This window comes from Vibrio porteresiae DSM 19223, from assembly GCF_024347055.1.
In the GTDB taxonomy this organism is placed as follows: Bacteria; Pseudomonadota; Gammaproteobacteria; order Enterobacterales; family Vibrionaceae; genus Vibrio; species Vibrio porteresiae.
In genome coordinates this window covers 2,040,284-2,065,941 of sequence record NZ_AP024895.1, presented here as the reverse complement: position 1 = coordinate 2,065,941, position 25,658 = coordinate 2,040,284, and the positions used below count along the sequence as shown (strand labels likewise).

Here is a 25,658-nt window from a genome sequence, read left to right as displayed (position 1 = left end):
ACCTGCTAGATGCGAATTTGTTAGGTAATGCTGGCTTACGCTGGATCTCTAGAAAGGGCTGATTTGCGCAGCAGCTTTGAGAGATCAACTTCAGAAAAGACGATTGAAGCGATAATGATCAAGGTTGCTATGATGCCTACCATTGTGATGGATTGACCGTAGAACAGCGCGGCCGTCACCATAGCCGCAACGGGAACGACGGATACGCAGATACCCGCAGAGGCAGAAGAGATGCATGAAACACCTTTGAAAAACAGCATGTATGGCACTGCCCAAACGAAAATGCCGTAATACACCATCACACCAATATTGCTTGCGCTAAGTGATGACAGGGAATAACTGTGCAGCTCAGAAAATGTCATCGGTAGAGAGAAAATCAGCCCAGTTAAGCAAACGCCTGCTGACATAGAAATGGGTTTGAGTGAGCACTGCAATTTGCCAGCGAAGACAATATTTAACGCATTTGAAAGTGTTGATAAGAGCAGAAAGATCAAGCCCATTGCTGTCGTGGTGCCGCCCTCACCGCCTGATGGAAGCGAAATAACCACCACGCTGATGATGGCTAAAACCACCGACATTGCGACACCAAAGGAGAGCTTTTCTCTAAAAAAGAGCGTAGAAATTACGACCACGAATGCAGGCGCAGCACTGGTTACCACTGACGCTGTGGTTGCTGAGGTAGATGGCAATCCGTAGAGCAGAAATACGGTGTATAACACCGCGCCGAGTAGTGATAATAACGCGACAATAAACCAATCGCGCGGCGCAATCTTAAACCAATTGGTACGATCTGATTTGAGCGTAATTGGCAGCAGAAATAGAAAACCTATTGCGAAAGTAATGCTGGTAAATGTCCAAGTAGGGACTTGCTCCATGGCTTGTTGGGCAATGGGGTAACTTGAACCGACCAAAATGTAGCAGAGGGCGACGTAAATGAGCCCGGATAGTTTTTTCGACATGGCAAAATCCTTTTTTGTTTTTTCACCACTTCCAGTGGCATGACGATGAAGACATCGACCTTTTTGTGGCCACATTGGCACGCGCTGATGCATTTTTCTTGATTGCGTAAGCGTCAATGTTTGACTGAATAAGAACCAATATGCTAGTTGTTTCATTTTGATATATTATTCTGTAAATTCTTGCTTTATATTGGTGCAGGTAGTGCAATACCTTGCACCAAAATGAACTTTCAGAGATTTATATCAAATTAACTGCTATTTATTGATACATGTTCTCAACCGATTTGCTTATCTCAAAACGCCAATCAGTTTTTTGTGGACGCCAGTTATTGAGTGATGGTGGCACTAAGCAGCAGTCTATTCTCAGCGCGAATAAAATCGCCATAACGGCATGTAACTTGCTGTATAGTAGGTCGCTTATGGTGATAACCAACCGCCGCTAAGTTAGGGCAATCGATAGGAAGTAGGAGTGCATTATGACAACATCTAATCAGGCTGATCATGGTGAGTTGAGTTTTGATCACTGGCGTGATGAAGCAACGCGAGCAGTGATTCCACTTGATTATCAGTGTGATACAGCCAAACGTTTTTCTGGTCATATTTGTGCTCAATCTGTCGGGGGCATTCAATTAGCGAGGTTGCAAGCCACACCTCATGCAGTGAAGCGCACCACATCTATCATCCAAAGTGCGAAAGAGAACCATGTGATCTTTAATTGGTTGATTTCTGGTAACTGCTTAGCAAAACAGGATGGCAATGAAACCCAGTTTGGTCAGCAATCGATGTGGATTTGTGATGCCAGCCGTTATTACGATTTGGAATTTCCCGACCAGTTTGAGTTGGTAAGCATGGCGTTGCCGAAATCACGTTTGGGTACTTACCATACCAACTTCGACTCTTTAACGGTGACAGAGTTAAACCGACAGAGCGAAGTGACGGGTTTCGTTCAAGGTCACCTGACTAAATTGGTCAATCATGCACCTTTTGTCTCTTCGTTGATGGCCGATAGAGTCGCGAAAGCCACCATGGAGTGGGTGATGATGTTGCTTTCTGAACAGTGGGCTGCCGTTGGATCTCGTCTGAGTCATAGCCAAATGTCGATCGTCATGCGGGTAAAACAAAGCATTGCACTGTGGGCGAGCAATCCTGAGTTAACCGGCAATGATGTGGCAGAGCATATCGGTGTTTCTACCCGTTATATCAATCAGTTGCTTAATGAAGAGGGCATGTCGCTAAGCCGTATGATTTGGCTCTATCGCACCCAAAAGGCGGCTGAGATGTTGAGTGACAGTCAAAACCTTCATCGTACGATTTCCGATATTGCTTACAGCACGGGATTTAATGATGTGGCTCACTTTAGTCGCTTGTTTAAAAAGCATTTTAACGTGACACCTTCACAATATCGTCAGCATGCGGAGCGAACCTCGACCGCGTTAGAACATTAACCCTTGGTGATGAAATTGTTTGATTTATAGGCATTTTCTCTCCATGATGAGTAACTATTTTGCCAAGGAAGGGCGTTATTTTTCATGGATACGATTCATTATCCTTTAATTCTACTGTCGGCGCTGGTCGCGATTGCCAGCCCTGGGCCTGCCACATTAGCGATTGCTGGCACGTCGATGAGTCAAGGGCGTAAAGCGAGTGTTACCTTGGCGCTGGGCATACTTACGGGGTCCTTTTTTTGGTCAATGACCGCCGCGTTTGGTTTAGGCGCCGTATTGCAAGCCAATGTGTGGCTATTTGAAGTGCTGCGTTATATCGGCGCGCTCTATCTGCTGTTTCTTGCCTACAAATCCTTTCGCTCCGTGATGAAGCCGCAAAGCACCGTAATTTTGCAGACGACGAAACGTTCCTATCGCGCGTACTATCTCAAAGGCTTGCTGCTGCATCTCACCAATCCTAAAGCGATTCTCTTTTTTGGTGCGCTTTATTCGGTGGGAATTCCCAACCAAGTTAGTGCGATGGATTTGGTCTCTGTCATCGTGTCGGTTGGGGCGGTGAGTGCAAGTGTGTTTTTGGGCTACGCGGTGCTTTTCTCCAGTCAGTTGACCAGACAACTCTACGCGAAAACGCGGAGAGCCAGTGAATTGCTGTTTTGTGCGACATTCGGTTTTGCGGGGTTACAGCTGCTGCTACATAAAATCACCCAGTCTTAATTGGCTATGCCATTTTCAATGTGATCTCCCGCCGACTGGTAGGCGACTCGCCAATCACACTTAACGCACAGGAAATATAGCCATTGTGCGGGTCGCGAATGTAATCGAGATATGACTGAGCTTTTTGGCTGTCGGTATTGTCGGTCACTATCACACATTTTGCTGCCATCACAGGCTCTATTTGTTGAAGCAGATCTTTGCAGTCATTCTCTTCCCCATTCATCAATAGAAAATCAATGTTATTGAGGTCATGAGCTTGCGACCTCTGTGTCACATCGGGTTTGTGCCATTCAACCACTTCTGTCAATTGCGCCAAGTGAAGGTGCGTTAAGGTTTCATTAAGTTGTTGAGCGGATGGCTGCGACCGAATAATTTTGCCAAAGCCATTATCTTTAACGCCTGCAGCAAGAAAGAGAGTGGAAAGGCTCAGCGTGTTGCCCATCTCTAACACAGTCTTGGGTTTTACCCGTCGCACTAAGGCATAAATCAAGTTACCTAAGTTACGGTCGATCTGCCTCTGTTCTGAGCAATCCGCTATGTTATTAGCTTGGGGATGGACACACTTGTTAGACGCTACCATGGTTCGCTTTCTGCTTTCTGTCAGATAAAGCGTATCGATCAATTGCCTTACTTTGGGATCGATCAATGCTGAGGAGGATTCCATAGCCTAGTCCTTGTTATGTCAAGTATTGATGCCGTAATACAAGAAGTTGTTATTGAGTATAGTGTTGATAATTCAAGCTGCAGCTATTGAGTCTATTTGAATACTATTTCTGTTCGTGGACACATGATAACTCTTATGGTACTTATATAGTACCTAAAATAATAAAGTTGAAAAACATGAGTGACTTAGATCAACTGCCTGTGACCAGAAAACGCGGCCGCCCCAAGACATTAGACGAAGAAACACGCCGTCAAGCGATTTTAGCAAGTGCTTATGATGCCTTTAAAGAAGTTGGTTTTGCCAAAACCACCACCGCGGATGTGGCTAAGCGTGCCAAAACCTCAAAACGCAATATCTATGAATTGTTTACCAACAAAATTGAGCTTTTTGCTGCGGTGATCGCGCATCATCGTCACCTGTTGGTCGATCTGCCACGCCCAGAGTCAGAAAATCTGAGCATTGAAGAGACACTGCATAAGATTTTTCAGCTCGATATTGTGGGTGACGAGGCACAAATTCGCGCCGCGATGTTGCATTTACTGCATCGAGAAGCGGTGCTGTTTCCAGAGTTAACCGATTATCTCTATGAGCAACGCATTATCTGCCATCGAGAATTGGTGATGGATTGGCTTGAGTTAGAAAACCAACGCGGACGGATACAGATTGACGATGTTGAAGTCTACGCAGGGCTACTGATGGATGTGGTGTTCGGCGCGCTGTTACCACGCAGTATTCAACATGCGGCAACGGGTCATGAGCTACGTGTTGCCCACATTAAAAAGCGTTTGCAGATTATTCTGGCGAGTATGAATGTTGCCTAAAACACGTTAGATCCTGCCGCTGCTAAGTCGTTGCATAACGTATCCCGAACACCTACTGCCAAGCGGTTACAAGTGCTCTTTTAGGAGTGATGTGACCGCTTTTTTGTGATAATCGAAACCGTCTCGAATGCCAATAAATGCCTAAGTAATCTGAATTTTAGACTCTTTCTTTTGCTAGCAGTGCGGGAATGGCAGATTTGTTGGTTCGGCTGATCTTCTGCATTAACGTTATGCTGGGAGTGCTCACCCCTTGTTCGGCAAGTTCATCTAACATCAATAGCCATAATTTGGCTGTCATCTCTGCATCGGCTAAGGCGCGGTGAAACGTGCCGTCGTTTTCAATCTGCTTAAAACGCACTAAATCACCCAGTTTATGAGTCGGCGCGTTGGGGATAAGGCGTCTTGCGATCAGCATTGAACAGGCAAATGGCCCCGGATAATGAGCGTCAATCCGCTCAAATTCAGCATCGAGAAAGCGTTTATCAAATGAGGCGTTATGCGCCACAAGCGGGCTATCGCCAATAAATTCGGCAAACTCTTGCATCACTTCCTTCGCGTCAGGAGCAAGCGAAAGCATGCTATTGGTAATGCCAGTAAATGAAGAAATGAATGAGCTAACGCGAAAGCCCGGATTCATCAACTGCTGAAAGCTGCCAACCTTAACCCCATCAACGAGTTTGACCGCGCCAATTTCAATCGCGCGATCGCCCATATTTGGGGAAAGTCCCGTGGTCTCAAAGTCGAGTACGACAACGGTATTAGCGGGTTGAAACATAGTCAGGTCCTAATGAAATAAGTAACCTGGCGAAGTATACGGAAATATTCTAGTAAGGTCAGTGGGGATGAGTTTGATTGGTTAACTCTATAGCAATTGGGTGGCTAAAAAGAGAAAAGCTGCTGACGGTGCAGCAGCTTTGAGTTTGTTTACTCGATTTCACGGTTCCAGCGTTTGTTCCACGCTGGGCGGTTAGTGTTGATTTTGTCCCAATCAAGGGTAACTGCGGTTTTCATGTACCCGCCAATTTGTTTTAGCTCTTCCTTCGTCTCTCCAGCGCCTTCAACTTTTGAGTTCACAGGAATGTAAGAGGCGTGCTCAAGAGCCAGTGTTTGCGCCTGTTCTGATAGCACCCAGTTGGCCAATTTCTGCGTTAGCTCCTGATTTTGGCTCTTGTTTACGACACACTGGGTGTAGAACAAGGTAACGGAGCCCTCTTTAGGGTTGGCGTAAGCCACATCAATGCCTTTGGCTTTCCATGCCGCAACCAGTGTTGGGGTTATCGGGAAGATGCCGGCTTCGTCGGTCTGAACCATCTCTGATAATTTGGATGAGCCTGCGATATAGACTTTGACATCTTTACCAACGGAATCTGGCCATGCTTTAAAGCCTGGGTTGACGTTATCTTCAGTACCATTGTGCAGACGGTTAAACATGAGGAAAGCATGTAAACCAAAGGTAGAGGATGGGAGCGATTGGAATATCAGCTTGCCTTTGTATTTAGGGTCGGCAAGATCGTTCCAAGACGTCGGTGCATCCCAGCCGTTCTCTTTAAACATTTTGGTGTTGTAGCCAAGGCCAGTGAGGCCAATGCTCACCGCGGTGGCCATGTCATCGTTAATATGTGCCGATGGGTAAAGTTGCTCTTTAATTTCAGGTTGAAGCTCGGTTTTTGTACATAGTCCCATGTTGATGGCGCGATACATCAGGCCATCATCAAGAAACATGAGGTTCATTTGTGGGTTTTCACGGCTAGCGCTAACCTTGGCGAGCACGTCAGATGAGGTGCCAGGAATCACCATGATCTTGACGTTATTGGCTTTTTCGAAAGGAGGGAACACATAGTCTTCATACATTTTTTGCATGGTGCCCCCGTTCATCCCAACGTATAGCGTTGTTTCCGCATAAGCGGATGCACTGCCGACCGCCATTAAGGTTCCGGCGAGCAAGGTGGTCGCGATAGCGTTGCGACAAAAGAGCGTTGAATAAGTCCATTTTTTCATGAGGTTCTCCTTGATGGTCATTTTGTCTGCATTCTTTGCTTAGAAGCGAGACACTCTAAATGGGGTAAGATCCGTTGACGTACTGCCATGCGCGACGAGATCGGCGAGTGCAGCGCCCGCTCCGGGGCCGATTTCGAAACCGCCACCGGAAAAGCCAAATCCATAATAAAGGCCAGCGTTTTTTTGGCTTTTGTCGATAACCGGGGTGTTATCGGGTAAGAAACCTTCCATGCCAGACCAGGTGCGCAGAATTTGCGTGTTTTTCATGGCAGGAATGAGCTCTAATAACCTTTTCATTAACGTCATCAAACTATCACTGGTCGCTCTTGAAGAGGCTTCTCCTACACCGACGCCATGTCCGCCACCGAAAACCACATTCCCGCGCGTGACTTGACGGCAATAGATATCGCCACCTTGCACGCCTAGGCAAGGATGGATGAAATAGGGGACAGGTTCGGTCACCGCCATCGCTGGGAAACCGTGGGTTAATGGAAAGGATTCTCCCAGCTGCGTTGCAATCTTGTTGCTCCATGCACCCGCTGAAATGATAAGCTGCTCAGCTTCGTAAATGCCTTTTTCCGTCGTGACGCGATAGCCAGAAGACAGTTTTTCTACCTGCTGAACCGGTTCACGTTCACATACGGTAGCACCAGCACGACGCGCTGCAGCGGCAAAGGCAGGGCTGACGATTCTTGGGTTAGCCTGCCCATCATGGGGAGACAGCGAACCACCGAGGACTCGACCGCTAAACCATGGGTAACGGCGGCGAATTTCATCGCCGGAGAGCATTTCAAGATCAAGCCCCATATCAAGCGACTCGTGGTAATAGTCGTTGAGGATCGTGAGTTCTTCGTCAGTGCGCGCCAATTTAAGATGACCGGTTACTGTGTATTCAAAGCGGCCACCGATGATATTTTCTGCATCGCGCCAAATATCGCGCGCTCTTATCGCTAAAGGAAGATGAGTAACAGGACGCCCCTGACAACGTACTCCTCCGAAATTGACGCCACTGGAGCGACTACCACAGGCGTCTCTTTCGATAAGAGTCACTTTCAGCCCTTTCTGACTCATAAACAGCGCCGCGGACGAGCCAACAATGCCACCACCAATAACGATGACATCTGATTTAGTGGTGTTCATCAGCGAACTCCTCTTCAACAATAATCGGGATAGGTTTAAGTGGACTTTGCGCACGAATACGCCCGACCGCATCACTGCTTTGGCGAGTCTCATAAGCGAGTAGTTCGCGAATGGCGGTGCCACAGACACGGCCCTGACAGCGCCCCATACCACTGCGGCAATGAGCTTTAAGCTGATTCATCTCTTGGCAATTTCTGTCACGAACCATAGTTCGAATATCACCTGCGGTGACATTCTCGCAGCGGCAAATCACGGTCTCATCAGGGACTTCTTGTGCCCATGTGGTCGGAAATGGAAAGGCCTGAGTGAGCCCATAAGAGAAGGTCGTAAAGTGGTTGAGTTGCTTATCAATGTTGCTGATGTCATGGGTTGAAACCGGCAAGTTGAGCTTTTGCAAAATCTGATTGGCCGCTTTTTCTCCACTGAGTTTCGCCGCATAAACCCCTGCTATGCCACAACCATCACCGGCCAAATAGAGATCAGGTACAGACGTTTGTTGGTCATCAAGCACGGGTAACCAATCACGATACTCTGCGTGATAGTGAAATTGGCAACCAAGCAAATCAGGGATTTGCGTTTCAGAGCGTAATCCATAGCCAAAGGCGACAGAATCGCATTCGAGATACTCACTTGCGTGAGTTTGCCCCTGTTTGTGCCAGAAAATGCCCGTGACTTTTTCATCACCCGCAGCCGAATCAAGCCGAGCGTTGTAGATAATTTTGACGCCGGCTCGTTTGAGCTCGGCAAGAAAATAGATGCCTTTATAAACCACTTTAGGTGCATGCAGCAGTTTAGTGGTCGCTTTACATTGATCCATAAAACCAGAGTAATCGAGGATGGCCTTGATATTGGCTCCTGCTTTTAGGTATTGCCACGCGAGCAAATAGAGCAATGGACCATTTCCTGCCAAGACAACACTTTGGCCTATAAGGCAGCCCTGATTTTTAAGCGCGATTTGGGCCGCGCCTAATGTGTAAATACCGGGGAGCGTCCAACCCTTAAACGGCAAAATTCGGTCTGTTGCGCCATTGGCAACGATCAGTGAATCCCACTCAATCTCTTGGTAACCGGGTTTATTTTGGTTAAAGAGATAGAGCGTTTTACCTACGGCATTCCACACCAGATGATTAGGCAAATAGGTCAATTGACCTGATATTGTTTGCCATTCAGTTAAGGTCTGCTCGGCTTCTTTAGCATCAAAACCGTAAAGCTGTTTTTTGGTGCGAGTAAAGTTGCTGGGCTGTTGGCGATAGATCTGGCCGCCCGAACGGTCATTTTCATCGATGACGATGGGGTGAATGCCTTTGGCTACCAACGTTTTCGCCGCTGCCATTCCGGCTGGGCCAGAACCAATAATCACGACGTTATGACTCATGAGCAAGTTCTCCTTGGATAACTGGCGAAGTCGAAAAAAGCTCCATGCCAGCTTGTAGAGGCGTTGAACAGGAACGAATCCGCTCGCCCTGTTTGTTCCAGACCCAGCACTCTTGACATGCGCCCATCAAACAAAAACCGCTGCGTGGCTGATGGCTAAACTCATTTTTTCTAAGAAAAGGGAATCGGGCTAAAATGGCGACCAAAATGGAGTCACCTTCAAATCCGGTCACCTCGTGCCCATCAAACAAGAATGCGATAGGGGATCGATCCAGCTCCTGAACGCGATGCATGATGATCGTGTTGCCCTCATGCCAATCCGTATTGTCCATAAATACCTCTTAATTTTTACCAATTAACAGACGATCCAATCCGTAGAAGCGGTCTATGACAAACATAAGAATTGCCGTGATCAGAATCATGACAGTCGAGACCGCAGCAATCATTGGGTCGATTGATTCAGTGGTGTACATATACATGCGCACCGGCAGTGTGATAGTGGATGGCGACGTAACGAATACCGACATGGTGACTTCATCAAAGCTATTGATAAAAGCCAGTGCCCAACCGCCAGCAATGCCGGGTAAAATGATAGGTAGGGTCACTTTAAAAAAGACGGTAAGTTTATTGGCACCTAATGATTGAGCTGCTTGTTCGGTTGCTCGGTCAAAGCCCATTAACGCAGTGAAAATTAGGCGCAGAACATAAGGCGTTACAACGACGATATGTGCAAGAAGTAGCCAGAATAGGGATCCATTCACCCCTAATAGGGTAAACATGCGCATCAACGCCACACCTAACACCAAATGAGGAATCAGCAAAGGCGAAAACAGCAAGGCACTGATGGAGTTTTTGCCCGGAAATTCATAACGAATCAGCGCCAATCCTGCTGGTATTGCGATAAGACACGATAAGGTGGCCGAACCTGCAGCTAGACCGAGGCTTAACCAAAAGGAGCTAATGAACTCATCGTGCTCAAGTAGCGTTTTAAACCAGCGTAATGACCAGTGCGTAGTGGGTAAGGTCAGTGTCGGCTCTGGGGTAAATGCAACCAAGCAGACGATCACTAAAGGTGCCAACATAAACGCCACCACCAAATAGTGGAAAAGGAGTGAAAAAGGACCATTTTTTCGCATGGTTAATCCTCCAACTTAGCTTTATAAGTGCGTTGCAGCAGACGGTTGAAATTGACGATGATCAGGACGTTTGCGAGTAAGAGAATCAAAGCTAATGCGGCTCCTGAAGGCCAGTTCAGCTCACTCAAATACTGGTCGTAAATGAGGGTGGCAACGACTTTGAAACGACGTCCACCCAGAATGCCCGGAATCACGAATGAGCTGGCACTTAACGCGAAGACGATCAGACACCCAGAGAGAATCCCCGGCGTCATTTGAGGTAATAGCACGCGATAGAAGGTTTTGAAGCGACTGGCATTTAACGACAGTGCTGCGTTTTCCACTTCGGGATCCATTTTTTGGATGGTGGTCCAAAGTGGGATCAACATGAACGGCATCATGACATGAACCAGAGCAATAATGACGGCTGTCTGTTGATAAAGCATCGTCACAGTTGGAATGCCGAAAAATTCAAGGCAGCGGTTGACTAAGCCGTTGTCGGCCAGCAATAAGCTCCAACCAAATGAACGAATAACGACGGAAATCAGCAGCGGCGAAAGAATCACGACCAGCATGATGGAGCGCCATACCCGATCCATACGGTTAAGAATCATGGCTTCTGGAATCGCGATAATGGCGCACAGGAGTGTGACTAAAAAGCTCACCCATACCGTGCGACCGAAGATTTCCCAATACCAAGAGTCACTAAAAATGTCGCTAAAGTTGGCGAAAGTGAATGTACCAGCGATGGCACCTAGGTTGGGGTCATAACGATTAAAAGAGAGCAATACAGTAATGACCAACGGTGTAATGATCATGATCAGAAAAATCATGGTGCCGATACTGCACAGAAACCAAGGCGTGATATGCGGCGACTTGGGGCTAAGGTTTTTAGCCGAGCTGGTGGTTAATGCGTTGTCTGCCATCATGCTGCAACCTCTTCGCTGCTGCGTTCTGAGGTCGGTAGTAAGCGGCAATCGCTATCGGCCCAGTCCAGTGATAATGGCGCTCCGAGCATCAGCCCGTTGGGCGTATTTTGTGACGACATTACTTCTAGACGACCGACTGGTGTATCGATTAAGTACATCCAGTGGCTGCCCATGAAAAACTGTTCTGCCAGTGTTCCCTCAAGGCGTCCTTGACCCAAGGGGACGATGTGTAACGACTCTGGTCGTAAGCTTAAAATCACTTTTGAATTGGCCACAAAATGAAATTTTCGATTTAATTCAAGTTTGATTTGGTTCGTGATGGACAATGTTGTGGCTGAATTGGTTACCTGGGTTATGGTGCTTTTAATCAGGTTTGAATGACCGACAAACGATGAAACAAAGGTGTTTTTAGGGAACTGATACAGTTTTTGCGGGGTATCGGTTTGGACGATCACGCCATCTTGCATCACCACAACGCGATCGCTTATCGACATCGCTTCATTTTGATCGTGGGTCACCATTAATGTTGTGGTGCCAAAGGAGGATTGGATGCGGCGCAGTTCGTATTGCATCTCTTCACGAAGTTTTGCATCGAGATTCGATAAAGGTTCATCGAGCAGCAATATGTCGGGGTTAATCACTAACGCACGCGCGAGAGCGACACGTTGCCGTTGCCCACCAGAAAGATGCCGCGGATAGCGATCTTTGTACTGTTCTAAGTGAACATGCTTGAGGATTTTTTCAGTACGTTCGCGCTGCTCGGTACTCGACACTTTACGCATCTGCAGACCAAACATCACATTCTCTGCCACCGTCATATGAGGAAAGAGCGCATAGGATTGAAATACAATACCTAAGCCTCTTTCGTTGGGGGGCGTTTGGGTAATGTTGCGATCCTTTAGCATGATAGCGCCATGGGTGACGTCCACGAACCCCGCAATCATTTGTAGCGTAGTGGTTTTACCGCAACCCGATGGGCCAAGCAGAGAGATGAATTCCCCTTGTTCGATCGACAGATTGATATTTTTTATTACTTGCCGACCACTGTAGTTCTTACACAGATTCGAGAGTGACAAAAATGCCATAACAGTGCCTCCGTTCAGGAACATGTTTCGGTGTTGAGCATGTTCTTCTACTTTTCCTTGTGATAAGAAAATTGCACTATCTATGCCATGGGTGGCTACTTTTTCCACTGAACGAAATTTTTATACAAATAATTCCGATAAGCGGAATAAAAGTTGCAAATAAGAATAGGTAAATCCGTTAGGTGGTTTTGCTCTCTAATGGGGATGGACTAGAATAAAAGCAGCTGCACAATTATGAAATGGCATGCACCACTTCTGAACATTTCTTGTGCAAAGGATGATTTCGCTACCGTGCAGAAAAGGAGTTCACTTGGAATCACTCAGCAGTACCGCTCGTCTCTTTAAGGTTATTCGTTTGTTAGCTCAACATCATCAAACCGGTATGCGGATTACCGACATTGTGGCGGAGACAGAAATGACGCCAGCCTCGGTTCATCGCATATTAAAATCATTAGTCGATGAGAAAGTCGTGGTACAAGAAAACGATAAACGCTACTCACTCGGGTTGGAATTATTCTCTTTGGCGGCGCAGGCAGGGCATTCATCGGGCTTAAGGGAGCTCGCTAAACCGGTGTTACTGCGTTTGGGTGCGCGCTTAAACGATACGGTATTTCTGTTAGTGCGTAATGGCTATGACGCTATTTGTTTGGATAGGTTTGAAGGTCCATTTCCCATTCAAACCTTCACCGGTGATGTAGGTGGTCGCGTCGCACTAGGCGTTGGTCAAGGCTCGATGGCTATCTTGGCTTTTATGCAACGAGCAGAGCAAGAAGAGATACTGCAGCACAATTTGGGGCGTTTAAAAGAGTACAAAATGTACGACGAAGTCGAAATCCGCTCTGAAATCTCCAAGGTAAAAGAGCAGGGGTATTGCGCGAAAAACAGTGGCTTAATTGAAGGCATGGCTGGGTTAGCCGTACCTGTATTTGATTGTAACGGTAAGATTGTGGCTGCTTTGAGTATTGGTACGTTGGCTGTTCGGTTAACGCCAGAGCGGCTACCGATTATTGTGGAATTGATGAAGCAAGAAGCGCAAAAGCTCAGTGAACAGATAAATCCATTTGATCCGAGTTTAAGTCGGCCACGTTTATAGAATGTCTCACTGCTATCAAATGAATCATTGAGTTAGACTCTTTGGCTTATGTCTTATATAAAAACGAATCGGCCAGTTGTCGATTCGTTTAAGTGAAATGATTCGTTTAAGTGAAATTTTTAAAAAAAAATCAGGGTGTTATTCGAACACAATCCCTTGCGCTAATGGCAGGTCACCGCCGTAGTTAATGGTATTGGTAGAACGGCGCATGTAATTTTTCCATGCATCTGAACCAGACTCTCTGCCGCCGCCGGTCTCTTTTTCACCGCCAAATGCACCACCAATTTCTGCCCCAGACGTGCCGATGTTGACGTTGGCTAAACCACAATCTGAACCTTCTGGAGAGAGGAAGAGTTCGGCTTCTTTTAGGCTCTCGGTGAAAATGGCCGAAGAGAGACCTTGCGGAACATTATTTTGAATCTCAATTGCCTGCTCAATGGTGTCGTAACTCATTAGATAGAGGATAGGCGCAAACGTCTCTTGTTGGACAATCTCAGCATCTGCTTCGATATCCACGATGCAAGGCGCGACATAGAAACCGCCTTGCGGCACATTATTCGTTATCCGCTCACCGCCAATAAGCCGCTTTCCACCTTGCTGCTCAGCTGAATGTAAGGCATTTTGCATCGTCGCATAACTGAGCTCATCAACTAGAGGGCCAACGAGAACATGCTCTTTACGGGGATCACCAATACGCAAGGATTGGTAAGCGTGGATAAGTTTCTGTGCTAACGCCTCTTTGACTGAATGGTGGGCAATGACACGGCGCAGCGATGTACAACGCTGTCCGGCCGTTCCCACTGCGGCAAAAACAATGGCTCTTAATGCCAAATCGAGATCCGCATGTTGTGACACAATCATGGCATTGTTACCGCCAAGTTCGAGAAGAGAACGTCCTAAACGAGCGCCAACCATCTCACCAACACTTTTGCCCATTCGCGTTGAACCGGTCGCTGACACTAGCGGATAGCGTTTATCCTGACTCATCGCCATACCAATTGCTGCATCGCCAATGATGACACTAACAATGTCTTTGGGAACATGAGGCATCTCGTCTAAAGCACGATTGACAATGGTTTGAATGGCGAGTGCACACAGCGGTGTTTTTTCAGATGGCTTCCATACAATCGCATCGCCACACACCAAACCCAGCATAGCGTTCCAAGACCAAACCGCCATGGGAAAGTTGTAAGCTGAAATCACTGCAACAGGACCGAGAGGATGCCACTGTTCCATCATGCGATGACCAGGACGTTCACTGGCAATGGTCAAACCGTGTAACTGGCGTGAAAGGCCGACTGCAAAATCGCACACATCAATCCATTCTTGTACTTCACCTAGGGCTTCTGGAAGTATTTTCCCAGCTTCTAAGGTGATGACTTGTGCAAGCTGATGTTTATATTGGCGTGCCAGCTCACCAATACGTCGGACAAACTGACCTCGAATAGGGGCTGGAGTCGTGCGCCACTGGTTAAATGCAGCGATTGAACGCTCAGTTTGTGCATCGAGTTGCTCAGGTGTTGCTAGGTTAAACTGGGCGGTTTGCATGCCGTCTATCGGGCTATAACCGCAGTGAGTGTTACCTTGTCCCTGTTGGCTCTGAGTGCCACTGACCACCGAGGCAAACAGCTCGTTATGACGAAAAGTATTGAGGCCTAGTTCATCGAGAAATTCCATGTTCATTGCCAAATCCTTGTTTCTAGTTCAACGTATTAACCTCATCCTAAAAGTTACCTAGCCATAGGTAAAATACGGAATATCTGCAAGGGGTATAGTTTTTTCCTATGTGAATGCACCATCACAGGGTATGGTGGGTAATAGGTGAATTTGATGTTTGGCTTAAGAGGAAACACGGATGTTTCGGTCGTTAAAATATTTTGTCGCCGTATTTGAAGAATTGAGTTTTAGCGGGGCGTCTAAGCGTTGCTTTATTTCTCAGCCATCCATATCAGCAGCGATTGCGCAGCTAGAAAGTGAATTGGCATGTCAGTTGTTTGTGCGTCACCCCAAAGGTGTGAGTCCAACGCCTGAAGGTGGAAGGCTTTATCCTAAGGCCAAAGAGTTGCTTTTGGGAGTTGGGGAGCTTAAGTCATTACTGATTGAATCTTATCAACAGCGAGAGCTTAAGCTAGCGTTAAGTCCGTTTTTAGGCAGTGAGCGCGTCAGTAATATCGTTAAGGGGCTACTGGATAAAATCCCGAATCTGGAATTGACGTTGGTGGACGTTAATGATGCAGCGGATGCGCGCTTGATCACCAAAAATCAGTGTCATGACAATGAGATATTTCATCCACTTTGGTCAGACAGTTACGTATTAGCGATGCCAAAAGATCATCCGCTAAGCCATCGAATGGATATTCCGCTGATCGCGCTAAACAATATTCCGTTTATTAGCCGTCAGCCTTGCGATATCGACGATGCGTGGCGTTACGCAATCCAAGATCGAGGCATGGCGCTGAATATTCGAGCTACGGTGAGAACCGAAGAGTACGCCTTAGATCTGGTCAGTGCAGGTTTAGGGGTATCGGTCGTGCCCTCTTACACAGTAGAACGAAGGACGGATGTGATTGTGAAACCGCTAGCAGATATTCAATTGACGCGCGTCATTGGTCTAGCGGTAGAACGCGACCATGGCTTACCTGCTGATATTCATGCTTTTTTCCAATTCTGCTAGGCAGTTAGGAATAAACAGCGGCAATGATTGAGAAACACGATGAATACGGTAGACTCAAGCATTATTTAAATCATGAGAGGCTTAGATTGTGGCGTATCCATCTTTTTCCGATATTTTGCAAAGTGGCGATGACCGTCAGTGGGTGGCGATGTGTAATGGCGAAAACTACTATTCAGAAGAGGAAACTTTAGTAGCGCTGCGCGCCCGTGCTCGTGATTTATTAGACGATTTTCACCAGTTACGCCGTCGAGAAGGCGAGGCACGTAATGCAATCATTCGTGAATTGTTTGGACAAGTGGGCGAACGTTTTCATATCAGTGGCCGCTTTGCGTGTGACTATGGGCACAATATTCGGGTAGGGGAAAACTTCTACATGAATACGGATGGGGTGATTTTGGATTGTGCGCCTGTGACTATTGGGGACAACTGTTTGATTGGTCCACAAGTTGGCATTTATACCGCTGGGCATCCGCTGGATTTAACGCTGCGTAAATCGGTTGAGTTTGCCAAACCGATTACCATAGGCGACGAGTGCTGGATTGGCGGTCACGCAACGATTAACCCTGGGGTCACATTGGGTAACAATGTGGTGGTCGCTTCGGGTAGTGTGGTCACCAAAAGCTTTGGCGATAATGTGGTTATTGGCGGTAACCCAGCGAAAATATTGCGCCATTTAGCGGTTGAAGCGTAATTCAAAGGCCAACGTTTAGATAAAAAAGCGTAAACTTAACCACGTAAATGACGTGCTTTTTTACGCTTTTTTTACGCGCCAATAAAATACCGGTTTGATAGAGTAGCGCCACTGATGAAAATGATGACGATCACCATGACACCAAGAACGATGGGTCAACGTATGCTCTTTACGGCAGTTGTCGTGCTTACTGCATTGGTTTGCAGTTATTGGCTCGATCTTGCTTTAGAGTCTGCGGTGGCGGTGTTATTGCTATTAGAACTTGCGGTGGTGCTGGTCGCTTTTTACTGTGAAGGTAAATACGCTTATATAGCGGCTATTATCGGGGCTGTCTGTTTCAACTTCTTGTTTACGATACCGCGTTATTCTTTGGTCATGTGGCGACAAGATGACATTATTAATCTCCTGATGTTCATTGTGGTGGCCTTATTGACTAGTCGTTTAGCTGAGCGGTACAAACGCCAGCAAGACGCGTTGAAACAAGCGCAGTTACGCAATCAGATATTATTATCTGTCTCTCACGATTTGCGCACTCCTTTGGCTACCATTATTGGCACGTTAAGTACTTTAAAAGAGTATCAAGCGTTGCTCTCGAAAGTGGAAACCGATGAGTTGCTCGACAGTGCCACGCAAGAGAGTCATCGTCTTCATCAGTACATTGAAAACCTGTTGCAAGCGACCAAGCTGCAGCATGGTGCTTTGAAAGTGAATAAAGAAGAAGAGTCGCTGCTGCAGGTTGTCTCCCTCGTGTTATCACGCTTAGGTGAGCGAGCTTCGCGCGTGGTGATTGAGGCAAAGCAGCCGCTACCGACCTTGTCGCTTAGCTCAAGTTTGATTGCTCAGGCGCTATTTAATGTGGTGGATAATGCGCTACGTTATTCGCCCCTAGACACGCAAGTGACGTTGCATCTCTATTCGCAACAGAATTCCGTGGTTCTTGATGTACAAGACCAAGGAATTGGCTTCTCTGTAGAGCAAGCTGAGCAGATGTTTGAGCTGTTTTATTCGCAAAAAGGACTCAAGCATAACGACAGTGGCACTGGGTTAGGGCTGGCTGTTGCGCGCGGCTTGATTGCCGCACATCAAGGCACCATTGAGGCGATTGCTCAACCCGAGGGCAGTGTATTTCGTATTACCTTACCGATGACATCGGGAGAACCCCATTGTGGCGCATAAAATTTTAGTCGTAGATGATGAGCTGCAAATACATACCTTTATTCGTATCTCGCTGGTGGCAGAGGGACTGGAATATTGTGGCGCTCATTCCATCGCCGAAGCGCTGGACGTGCTTAAACAAGGCGGTATCGATGCGGTGGTGCTCGATTTAGGTCTGCCAGATGGTGATGGTATTCGCTTGTTAGAGTACCTAAGAAGCCAGAGCCGGACTCCGGTTTTGATCCTAACTGCTCGTGATGAAGAGGATGAAAAAATACGTTTGCTGGAAGCAGGGGCAAACGACTATTTGAGTAAGCCTTTTGGTATCAGAGAGTTAATGGTTCGAATTAAGGTCTTGTTGCGTGATTTGGTGGATGAGACGAGTGTGTCTGATGAATTGTCCTGCGGGCGAATTCGTTTGCTGCAAAGCAGTCATCAGCTATGGCTTGACGATCAGGAGCTGGCATTAACCAAGAAGGAATTCGCCTTTTTATGTATGTTAGCGAAGCATCCCAACAAACTGATCAAACAAACTGAACTGTTGCAAACCATTTGGGGTGCGACTCATACCGAAGATACTCACTACTTACGAGTGTTGGTTAGCCAATTGCGGCGCAAGTTACACGACAGTGTCGATGAACAGCGACTGCTCAAAACAGAACCAGGCTTAGGCTATCGGCTGCTTACCCAAGCGTTAACTGAACAGTAATCTTTCAGCAAATCATGAACATTCACTCATACTTACGCTCTCACTCTAGGGTGGGAACCGTGCTGCATCTTTGTAGCTTTCTGATCATCATTTACAGCTTAACCATGTTAGTGCCAATGGGCGTTGCTTGGCTGTATCGCGATGGTTATATCACGCCTTTCTTCCTCACGTTTGCGGTCTCGCTGCTGATTGGTTTAGCTGGCTGGAAACTCACCAATAAAAGCGAAGATAAGTATTTGCAAAAACGTGATGGCTTTATGGTGGCCTGTCTCTTCTGGCTGATTTTCTCCATCATGAGTGCGATGCCATTTTATCTCGACCGCCGTCTCGACCTCTCTTTTACCGATGCGTTGTTTGAAGGTGTCTCTGGTATCACTACGACAGGGGCGTCGGTGTTATCGAATATTGATAGTTTGCCTCAGTCGATACTGTTTTTTCGTGCTCAGCTCAATTTCCTTGGTGGTCTTGGGATTATCGTCTTAGCCGTTGCCATCATGCCTTTTCTAGGGATTGGTGGTGCAAGGCTTTATCAATCTGAAATGCCGGGGCCGATGAAAGAGGAGAAACTCACACCGCGTTTGGCCGATACGGCACGCAGCATGTGGGGCTTGTACAGTTTGCTTGCGGTAGTTACGACCTTGGCTTACTACTGGGCGGGTATGAACTGGTTTGATGCGATTTGTCATAGCCTATCAACGGTTTCGCTTGGCGGCTTTTCTACGCATGGCGATAGTTTGGGGTATTACCACAGTTCAGCGATAGAGTTGGTCGGTGGGGTCTTTTCTATCTTCGCGGCAGTCAATTTCTCGCTTTACTATGTGGCGATCATCAAGCGCAGTTTTAAACCGATTTGGAGCAATTCCGAGTTCAAATTCATGATGCTGATTATGAGTATCGTGGTGTTGATTACGTGGTTAGAGCTGGTTCGCACACACACCTTTGGTTTATCGGATGCCTTTGTTCATGGCTTTTTCCAAGCGGTTTCCGTGATGACCGATAACGGGTTAGGTGCAGCGGGATTTCCTCAGTGGCCCGATGCGGTGGTATTGCTGCTCATGGGAGCCAGCTTTTTTGGTGGCTGTTTTGGGTCAACCTGTGGTGGGATCAAAGCAATGCGCTTTTTGCTGCTGTTTCGTCAAGGTCGAACGGAAATCAACCAACTGGTTCGCCCTAATGCACTGTTAACCACGAAAATCGCCGGAGAGAAAGTCAATGATCGAGTGATGCGTTCAGTGTGGGGACTGTTCTTTTTGTGGATCTTTTTCACCTGTTTCTTTATTTGGGGATTGGTCGCCATTGGTCACGATTTTAAAACAGCTTACGGCACGGTAGCGGCATGTATTAACAACATGGGATTAGGGTGGGGTGAAACGGCGTCAGGGTTTGCTCCGTTAAAAGATCCCGCTAAGTGGTTAATGTGCTTAGCCATGATCTTTGGTCGGTTGGAAATTTTCCCAGTCCTTATCATCTTTTCTAAGGCATTTTGGCGCTATTAACTCAGTGTCGGTTTGCTATACCAGTAGTTTGTAAACCAAGAGTTTGTAAGTTTACGATTCTCACGATAACGGCCACGTCGCTATGATGCTCATCAAACGACGAATCCTTTACTAACGACGTCAGTAAGTTAGAAGGTAGACCCGCAAAGGGTTGGCTATTTATCAGTGAGCAAAATAATCAATATGGGCAACAAAGAGTGCTAAGCCACTGAGTTAAGTAAAGCGGAGCTAAGAGGAGTCTTAGCTCCGTTTTTTTGTCTGAAATATGGCATAACCATTGCCTTAGTGAATATGGGATAGTCTCTATCATAACCGCCAATTTTGCTGCCAACGATGAAGCGAAAGTTAGGTCTACTTTTAGCGAATTGACGATTGAAACTTGAGCTCAACGCGGTAATCTGAAGCCAATCTGCCAGTGAAAGAGCAGAGTAATAGCACAGATTTACATAACACAAAAACAAGGAAGAAATGATGCGCATGAGAACGGGCGACGGCAAGTTTTACGCTTGGGGATTAGGATTGGGCACTTTAGTGGGATGGGGAATGGGCAATATGGCCTTAGGCCTTATCTTTGGTACTTTGATTGGTATCGGTATCGATCAAATAAAAGCGATGAAAATACGCTAAGCTGATTAAGATGTTTCAATCTCAAAAGATTAAGGAGATCTTATGGTGGATGTGGTGCATATGATATTTGCGCAAGATAACCAAGTGTTACTGGGTTATCGAGAGAACACCCGTCGTCTTAGTAATCTGTGGGGGCTTCCCTCTGGCAGGGTTGAAGCCGATGAATCTCCCACCCAAGCAGCGATTCGCGAAGCACAAGAGGAGGTCGGTGTGAAAGTGACCTCGTTATCGTTGATTTGCGATATTTTTGATGAAAATGAAGGCATATGTCATTACGTGTTCTATTGCCATGAATGGCAAGGTCAATTGCGTAATGCCGAGCCGCACTTGTGTAGAGAAATCCGATGGTATCCAGCCAAAGCATTACCCAGTAACTGTACCAGCGTGACCTATCCTGCCATAAACCATTTCGTTGAGTTGCTAAGTACGTTAACTCACTGAAACGATCATACTCATCACGCCATTGTCATTTTGTCGACGATTCTCGCTCAACCCATTTGGGCGAGAGTTGACAAACTCTTTAAGTAAATCAGACAGCTCCTTTTAATTAGGCCACTATACTTTGCATTAAGATCACTTTTTCAATGACGATTAAGGATACAAGCATGCAAAAAATAATTGCCAGCTCTGTTGCACTCATGCTGTGTATGAATCTCACCGCTTGCGGCACCATTATGCACCCAGAACGAAAAGGGCAGGTTGATGGCCGAATTGATGTGGGAATCGCGGCACTCGATGCGATTGGGTTGCTGTTTTTCTTTATCCCCGGCGTTGTCGCTTTTGCGGTAGATTTTTCTAACGGCACGATTTATTTACCCGGTGGGCATAGTGCGCATCTAAGCTCCGATCAAATGAAAACCATCGCGGCTAATGGGCAAGTGGATTTATCTGAGTTAAGTCATGTTGCTTCTGCCTACGTACCACAAGCAAAGAACGTCCAAGATTACCAAGTAGAACCTGTGGCAAATTCACAACAATTGGCCATGCTATTTGAACAACAAAACAGCCTCTTTGCTGCCCGTTAATATTCCCCATTCTTTCCTTTCTTTTAGTTAGGCTTTTTGGCAACAAGAAGCCTAGCCCAGATCATTCTCTTTTTACCTTATCTATAAGCAAACTATTGCAGTGCATTATTCGGTCAAATTTGTATTAGCAGTAGGAATTATGTACATGTGTGGCCTTGTGGGTATTTTCTCATTAGATGATAAATGACGATTTTGCACAGAATTTGAAATCAGATTGTGATGGGTGAGTTTTATTCGATTTTGTAGTGGCAATATCGCTATGTATCTACTATATGCGAGAAAAATAGGACTATAGGTGACGTTTTAGGCGTCTCATCATTGGGAATATTCACATTGATTAATTCACTCATCTGGTGATAATTCTCAACTAAAAAGAAAATGCCGATAATGAACGCTAGTCATTAACGCATAATTATGGGCATAATGCGCATACACAATAGTTGAGAGATGTGTTTCATATAGGGAAGGATGAGTGGTCGCTTTATTTGCCAAGTGCAGTTTAGGAGCGTTGGCTGTATTGCTGATTGCGTTGTTGTCCAAGAGTAAGAGTTTCTATATTTCAGGTTTGGTGCCGCTGTTTTCTACCTTCGCATTGATTGCTCACTACATTGTGGGTTCTGAGCGGACGATGGACGAGTTAAGGGCAACCGTCTTATTTGGACTCTATTCTCTGCTTCCTTACGCGGCGTATTTAGTCGCGGTTTATTATTTTAGCTATCGCTACAACTTAATGTGGACGTTGACCTTAGCAACGTTAGTGTGGGTTGCCTTTGCGGCGCTACTTTTGGTTGGTTGGACTAAATGGCACGCGGTGGCCCTATAACATTTTTTCGTGTACCGAATGCGGTGCATCTTTCTGCCGATAGAAATAAGGATATTTCAATGCATAAGGTGTTTGTCTTTGGGACATTAAAAGAAGGTTTCCCTAACTTCGCCACCAATAAAGGTGTTCGTTATCCTGGAGATTTTCAAACCAAAAATCGTTATCCATTGTATTTAGTGGGCGATCGCTACTCCCCTTGGTTGATTCTCAATCGTGGTTATGGTCATCAAGTTCAAGGGCAAGTGTTCTTGGTTAATGATGATGTGTTGCGTCAGATGGATATGCTAGAGCGTATCCATGCAGCTGATGGCTATCGCCGTGTCGAGCTGACCGTTGTTGATAAAGCCACGGGTGAAGAAATTGACGTTTTTGCCTATGGAAAACCGCTCGATCAGCTTTATGGTGCTCGCATTCAGCAGGAAGTCCCCGGCGATTATACTTTGGCACATTCTGCTTTGTACCGCTCTCGCCAAGCGGTGGCTTAACGTTTTTATTCGCACTTACATTTTACGCACTCGGTCATTGTATGTCCGGGTGCGTTTTGCTTTCTCTGGCCTTTTCGAGTTGGTGGTGGATTATTTTCAAGCAGGTAACCTATTTAAGCAAATGCTTGTGGAATCAATACACAACTAGGGGTATGGTGCTTCTCTACAGGTGAGTTTTGCTTTGTGATTATCAGTATTGTAGCGATGCTGTTAATCGAACGACGCTGTACTCAATTCAATGTTTCCCGAACAAGAGATAGGAGTCCTTAAGTGGGTAACTTATTTACGCAAATTCCCCATTCGTTGCCTAACGAAGTGTTTCAAGATTTGATCAGTACCAAACATGTGCGCATTGAACGAATTCTCTCTCGTGGCCAAATGTCACCAGAAGAGGGATGGTATGACCAAAATGAACATGAATGGGTTTTGGTATTAGAGGGGTATGGTGTCATAGAGTTTGAAGATGGCCGCCAAGTGACATTGAAAGCGGGCGATTACTTGCAGATTCGTGCCCATGAAAAGCACCGAGTAGTAGAAAGTGACACTGAGCAGGTCACCGTCTGGTTGGCGGTGTTCTACCGATAATTTCAGCGGTCAGAGACACTGGCGCATGCTAACACGCGCCAATGTCGTCATCATCTTTCGTAGGCCAGCTGAGTGAGCATGGTTTCAAAGGTGACGGGTTTACTAAACAGATAGCCTTGAATAAAGTCCACATCACTTGCACGTAGCAGTGCTAATTGATCTGCGTATTCCACGCCTTCGGCGATGACTTTACTGTGAATGGTATGCGCCATTTTCGTCACTGCAGAGACAATGCTTTGATCTTTTTCATCAGTACAGATGTCGTCGACATACGATTTATCGATTTTAATGAAATCGACACTTAAGTTCTTCAATACTGAAATGGATGAGAATCCAGTACCAAAGTCGTCGACGGAAATCATAATCCCCATCTCTTTCACGCGCTTAATTACGTCGCTGAGTTTACCCAAGTTGGAAATCATTGCCGTCTCGGTAATTTCCAAGTGGACGTTGCGCGTAATAATCGCGTATTGATGAATCAAGAAATCGAGATAATCAATAAATTCATCGTTCTCAAACTCGATGGCTGATACGTTAATCGAAATAGCAATCTCAGGATAACGCTGATTGACTCGGTTGAGTGCGACAAGCGACATCTTCATAATTAATTTGCCTAAATCGGTAATTAAACCGTTCTCTTCGGCAATCGAAATAAATTCATCAGGAGCAATCGGTTCTCCAGCCACTTTCCAGCGAACTAATGCTTCAAATGCATGAATACGTTGCGAACGAATATCGACGATTGGCTGATAGTTCATAAAGAAATCTTGATTATCCAGTGCCTTAAGCATTTCGACACGAAGATATTCTTTACGTTCGTATTTATCTTGAATGTCTTGGTCAAAAGCACGAATACGAATGTGATTTCTTTTGCCATCATTCATTGCTAGTTGGGCATTTTTAATCGCTTTTAACACATGCATCGGTTGATGGCATTCGTAATACCCAATATGGAAAGAGAGTGTGACACGAATATTATGATGTTGAATTGGCTCAGCCAGTTTTTCTTTTACTAAATCAATATATTCGTTAACCGCATAGCCCGATTGAGTCGAAAGATAAATAATAAATTCGTCGTTGCCCCAACGCGCAGACACCGACCCGTAGTATTTATCGATATTGGTTAGGCGTTGTCCCACTTTTGTCAGTACTAGGTCGCCAAATTCGTGCCCATAATTATCATTGATAATATGAAACGCTTCGAGATTAATATGAATAAAGGTATCGATAGTTGGGGTGGTATCGATTTGATCTTGAACCAATTCCACCTTAGTGGTGAAACTATTACGGTTATAAAGACCCGTGAGCATATCTCGTTGTTCTAGCGTCAAAATGGTGGCAGTACGCGTTTGCACTTCGCTTTCTAGATTGGCAACGAGGTTTTCTACATGCAGTTGGCTGCGAATCGACTTGATAATGAAAGTCGAGCTACGAACGGCACTTAAACACAGGGCAATAGCGTAACCAATCCCCATCAGACCAATTGCCTTCTCATCTTTGCCCATGCTCATTAACACCAAACAAAACGGAATGACGGTGATAGTGGTGAAAGCAATTGATGAGCGTAAATCAGCCGAGAGTAGGCTGGCACTGCCACCGGACATACCACAGAAGATGATCAGCGCGACCATCTCTTGTTTGATGGTAAAGTCTTGGTGGAATAAATAGGGATAGCTCGCCCAAACAATGCCAGCGAATATCACACCTGCAAAGTGAAAGTCGAGTTTATGTGGGTTGTTTGGTGAGATTCCGTAGTGGAAAAAAAGTCGTAACGCAGACACACCATAGATGCAAAACATCCAGATGAGTTTGTCTGTACTGAGGCCATCATAGATACCACTAAACACCAAAATGGTAGAGATACCAATGTTTACGGAAACCAAAAACGGCAAGTTTGCTGAAAACACTTTCAGACGTTCAGTCTTGTACATTAAACAACCTACAGAACCAATATTACTTATTTAAAATAGAGTAAATAAAAACAACAACATATCAGCAAATAGCCTTAAGCTTTCTGAACCCCATTCCATAACTTGAATGAAAGTAGGCTG

At 46.0% G+C, this 25,658-nt stretch carries 27 protein-coding genes; 15 read left to right on the top strand and 12 right to left on the bottom strand.

Features of this window, described 5'->3' with window-relative positions:
* Nucleotides 1-35: 35 nt before the first annotated feature.
* Nucleotides 36-959 carry a DMT family transporter gene (locus OCV11_RS09265; RefSeq protein ID WP_261892472.1) on the bottom strand — a complete coding sequence of 308 codons (924 nt, stop codon included), beginning with the start codon at nt 957-959 and terminating at the stop codon, nt 36-38.
* A gap of 476 nt (nt 960-1,435) precedes the next feature.
* Between OCV11_RS09265 and OCV11_RS09260 the strand changes: the two genes are divergently transcribed.
* A complete protein-coding gene (locus OCV11_RS09260; protein ID WP_261892470.1) occupies nt 1,436-2,404 on the top strand; it encodes an AraC family transcriptional regulator in 969 nt (322 codons plus the stop codon).
* Nucleotides 2,405-2,488: 84 nt separating this feature from the next.
* Nucleotides 2,489-3,118, top strand: a complete 630-nt coding sequence (locus tag OCV11_RS09255) for a LysE family translocator (RefSeq protein ID WP_261892468.1) — start codon at nt 2,489-2,491, stop codon at nt 3,116-3,118.
* A 4-nt stretch (nt 3,119-3,122) separates the two neighbouring features.
* On the opposite strand, the gene OCV11_RS09250 is transcribed toward OCV11_RS09255, so the two are convergent.
* The gene (locus tag OCV11_RS09250) at nt 3,123-3,782 is read right to left on the bottom strand and encodes an O-methyltransferase (protein WP_261892466.1); all 660 of its coding nucleotides are present in this window, start codon (nt 3,780-3,782) and stop codon (nt 3,123-3,125) included.
* Nucleotides 3,783-3,958: 176 nt separating this feature from the next.
* On the opposite strand from OCV11_RS09250, the gene OCV11_RS09245 reads away from it, so the two are divergent.
* On the top strand, nt 3,959-4,603 hold the full coding sequence (locus tag OCV11_RS09245) for a TetR/AcrR family transcriptional regulator (protein WP_261892464.1): 645 nt from the start codon (nt 3,959-3,961) through the stop codon (nt 4,601-4,603).
* A 157-nt stretch (nt 4,604-4,760) separates the two neighbouring features.
* On the opposite strand, the gene OCV11_RS09240 is transcribed toward OCV11_RS09245, so the two are convergent.
* The 8 genes from OCV11_RS09240 to OCV11_RS09205 all read right to left on the bottom strand — a co-directional run bounded on the left by OCV11_RS09240 (nt 4,761) and on the right by OCV11_RS09205 (nt 12,244).
* On the bottom strand, nt 4,761-5,378 hold the full coding sequence (locus OCV11_RS09240) for a 3'-5' exonuclease (RefSeq protein ID WP_261892462.1): 618 nt from the start codon (nt 5,376-5,378) through the stop codon (nt 4,761-4,763).
* A 149-nt stretch (nt 5,379-5,527) separates the two neighbouring features.
* Nucleotides 5,528-6,601, bottom strand: coding sequence for an extracellular solute-binding protein (locus OCV11_RS09235; RefSeq protein WP_261892460.1), 1,074 nt, complete (start codon nt 6,599-6,601; stop codon nt 5,528-5,530).
* Nucleotides 6,602-6,640: 39 nt separating this feature from the next.
* The gene (locus tag OCV11_RS09230) at nt 6,641-7,741 is read right to left on the bottom strand and encodes an NAD(P)/FAD-dependent oxidoreductase (RefSeq protein WP_261892458.1); all 1,101 of its coding nucleotides are present in this window, start codon (nt 7,739-7,741) and stop codon (nt 6,641-6,643) included.
* Nucleotides 7,728-9,116 (bottom strand): FAD/NAD(P)-dependent oxidoreductase, encoded by a 1,389-nt coding sequence (locus OCV11_RS09225; protein ID WP_261892456.1) that lies wholly within the window; start codon nt 9,114-9,116, stop codon nt 7,728-7,730. The genes OCV11_RS09230 and OCV11_RS09225 overlap by 14 nt, the downstream gene beginning before the upstream one ends.
* Nucleotides 9,106-9,447: a (2Fe-2S)-binding protein gene (locus OCV11_RS09220; RefSeq protein WP_261892454.1), complete on the bottom strand. Its 342-nt coding sequence runs from the start codon at nt 9,445-9,447 to the stop codon at nt 9,106-9,108. Before OCV11_RS09220 ends, OCV11_RS09225 begins: the two co-directional genes overlap by 11 nt.
* Before the next feature lie 9 nt (nt 9,448-9,456).
* Nucleotides 9,457-10,251: an ABC transporter permease gene (locus OCV11_RS09215; protein ID WP_261892452.1), complete on the bottom strand. Its 795-nt coding sequence runs from the start codon at nt 10,249-10,251 to the stop codon at nt 9,457-9,459.
* Between the two features lie 2 nt (nt 10,252-10,253).
* Complete coding sequence (locus OCV11_RS09210) at nt 10,254-11,159, bottom strand: ABC transporter permease (RefSeq protein WP_261892450.1); 906 nt, start codon at nt 11,157-11,159, stop codon at nt 10,254-10,256.
* Nucleotides 11,156-12,244 carry an ABC transporter ATP-binding protein gene (locus OCV11_RS09205; protein ID WP_261892448.1) on the bottom strand — a complete coding sequence of 363 codons (1,089 nt, stop codon included), beginning with the start codon at nt 12,242-12,244 and terminating at the stop codon, nt 11,156-11,158. The genes OCV11_RS09210 and OCV11_RS09205 overlap by 4 nt, the downstream gene beginning before the upstream one ends.
* A 310-nt stretch (nt 12,245-12,554) precedes the next feature.
* Here OCV11_RS09205 and OCV11_RS09200 point away from each other — a divergent pair, with 310 nt between their 5' ends.
* A complete protein-coding gene (locus OCV11_RS09200) occupies nt 12,555-13,337 on the top strand; it encodes an IclR family transcriptional regulator (protein ID WP_261892446.1) in 783 nt (260 codons plus the stop codon).
* Between the two features lie 138 nt (nt 13,338-13,475).
* On the opposite strand, the gene amaB is transcribed toward OCV11_RS09200, so the two are convergent.
* Entirely contained in the window at nt 13,476-15,020 is a 1,545-nt protein-coding gene (amaB, locus tag OCV11_RS09195; protein ID WP_261892444.1) for an L-piperidine-6-carboxylate dehydrogenase, read from the bottom strand.
* 172 nt (nt 15,021-15,192) lie between these two features.
* Between amaB and OCV11_RS09190 the strand changes: the two genes are divergently transcribed.
* The 11 genes from OCV11_RS09190 (at nt 15,193) to OCV11_RS09140 (ending at nt 23,607) form a co-directional block, all read left to right on the top strand.
* Complete coding sequence (locus tag OCV11_RS09190; protein WP_261892442.1) at nt 15,193-16,011, top strand: LysR family transcriptional regulator; 819 nt, start codon at nt 15,193-15,195, stop codon at nt 16,009-16,011.
* Between the two features lie 148 nt (nt 16,012-16,159).
* Nucleotides 16,160-16,702, top strand: a complete 543-nt coding sequence (locus OCV11_RS09185) for a sugar O-acetyltransferase (RefSeq protein ID WP_261896266.1) — start codon at nt 16,160-16,162, stop codon at nt 16,700-16,702.
* Nucleotides 16,703-16,816: 114 nt separating this feature from the next.
* Nucleotides 16,817-17,878 (top strand): sensor histidine kinase, encoded by a 1,062-nt coding sequence (locus OCV11_RS09180; protein ID WP_373332784.1) that lies wholly within the window; start codon nt 16,817-16,819, stop codon nt 17,876-17,878.
* The gene (locus OCV11_RS09175) at nt 17,868-18,566 is read left to right on the top strand and encodes a response regulator transcription factor (protein ID WP_261892440.1); all 699 of its coding nucleotides are present in this window, start codon (nt 17,868-17,870) and stop codon (nt 18,564-18,566) included. Before OCV11_RS09180 ends, OCV11_RS09175 begins: the two co-directional genes overlap by 11 nt.
* 59 nt (nt 18,567-18,625) lie before the next feature.
* Nucleotides 18,626-20,062 carry a TrkH family potassium uptake protein gene (locus OCV11_RS09170; protein WP_261892438.1) on the top strand — a complete coding sequence of 479 codons (1,437 nt, stop codon included), beginning with the start codon at nt 18,626-18,628 and terminating at the stop codon, nt 20,060-20,062.
* Nucleotides 20,063-20,530: 468 nt separating this feature from the next.
* Nucleotides 20,531-20,689 (top strand): hypothetical protein, encoded by a 159-nt coding sequence (locus OCV11_RS09165; RefSeq protein WP_261892437.1) that lies wholly within the window; start codon nt 20,531-20,533, stop codon nt 20,687-20,689.
* A gap of 42 nt (nt 20,690-20,731) precedes the next feature.
* Complete coding sequence (locus OCV11_RS09160; RefSeq protein ID WP_261892436.1) at nt 20,732-21,130, top strand: NUDIX domain-containing protein; 399 nt, start codon at nt 20,732-20,734, stop codon at nt 21,128-21,130.
* Between the two features lie 164 nt (nt 21,131-21,294).
* A complete protein-coding gene (locus OCV11_RS09155; protein WP_261892435.1) occupies nt 21,295-21,714 on the top strand; it encodes a hypothetical protein in 420 nt (139 codons plus the stop codon).
* Between the two features lie 472 nt (nt 21,715-22,186).
* On the top strand, nt 22,187-22,537 hold the full coding sequence (locus OCV11_RS09150) for a GlpM family protein (RefSeq protein ID WP_261892433.1): 351 nt from the start codon (nt 22,187-22,189) through the stop codon (nt 22,535-22,537).
* 59 nt (nt 22,538-22,596) lie between these two features.
* On the top strand, nt 22,597-23,022 hold the full coding sequence (locus OCV11_RS09145; protein WP_261892431.1) for a gamma-glutamylcyclotransferase family protein: 426 nt from the start codon (nt 22,597-22,599) through the stop codon (nt 23,020-23,022).
* A 270-nt stretch (nt 23,023-23,292) separates the two neighbouring features.
* Complete coding sequence (locus OCV11_RS09140; protein WP_261892430.1) at nt 23,293-23,607, top strand: cupin domain-containing protein; 315 nt, start codon at nt 23,293-23,295, stop codon at nt 23,605-23,607.
* Nucleotides 23,608-23,657: 50 nt separating this feature from the next.
* On the opposite strand, the gene OCV11_RS09135 is transcribed toward OCV11_RS09140, so the two are convergent.
* Entirely contained in the window at nt 23,658-25,538 is a 1,881-nt protein-coding gene (locus OCV11_RS09135; RefSeq protein ID WP_261892428.1) for a putative bifunctional diguanylate cyclase/phosphodiesterase, read from the bottom strand.
* Nucleotides 25,539-25,658 lie beyond the last annotated feature (120 nt).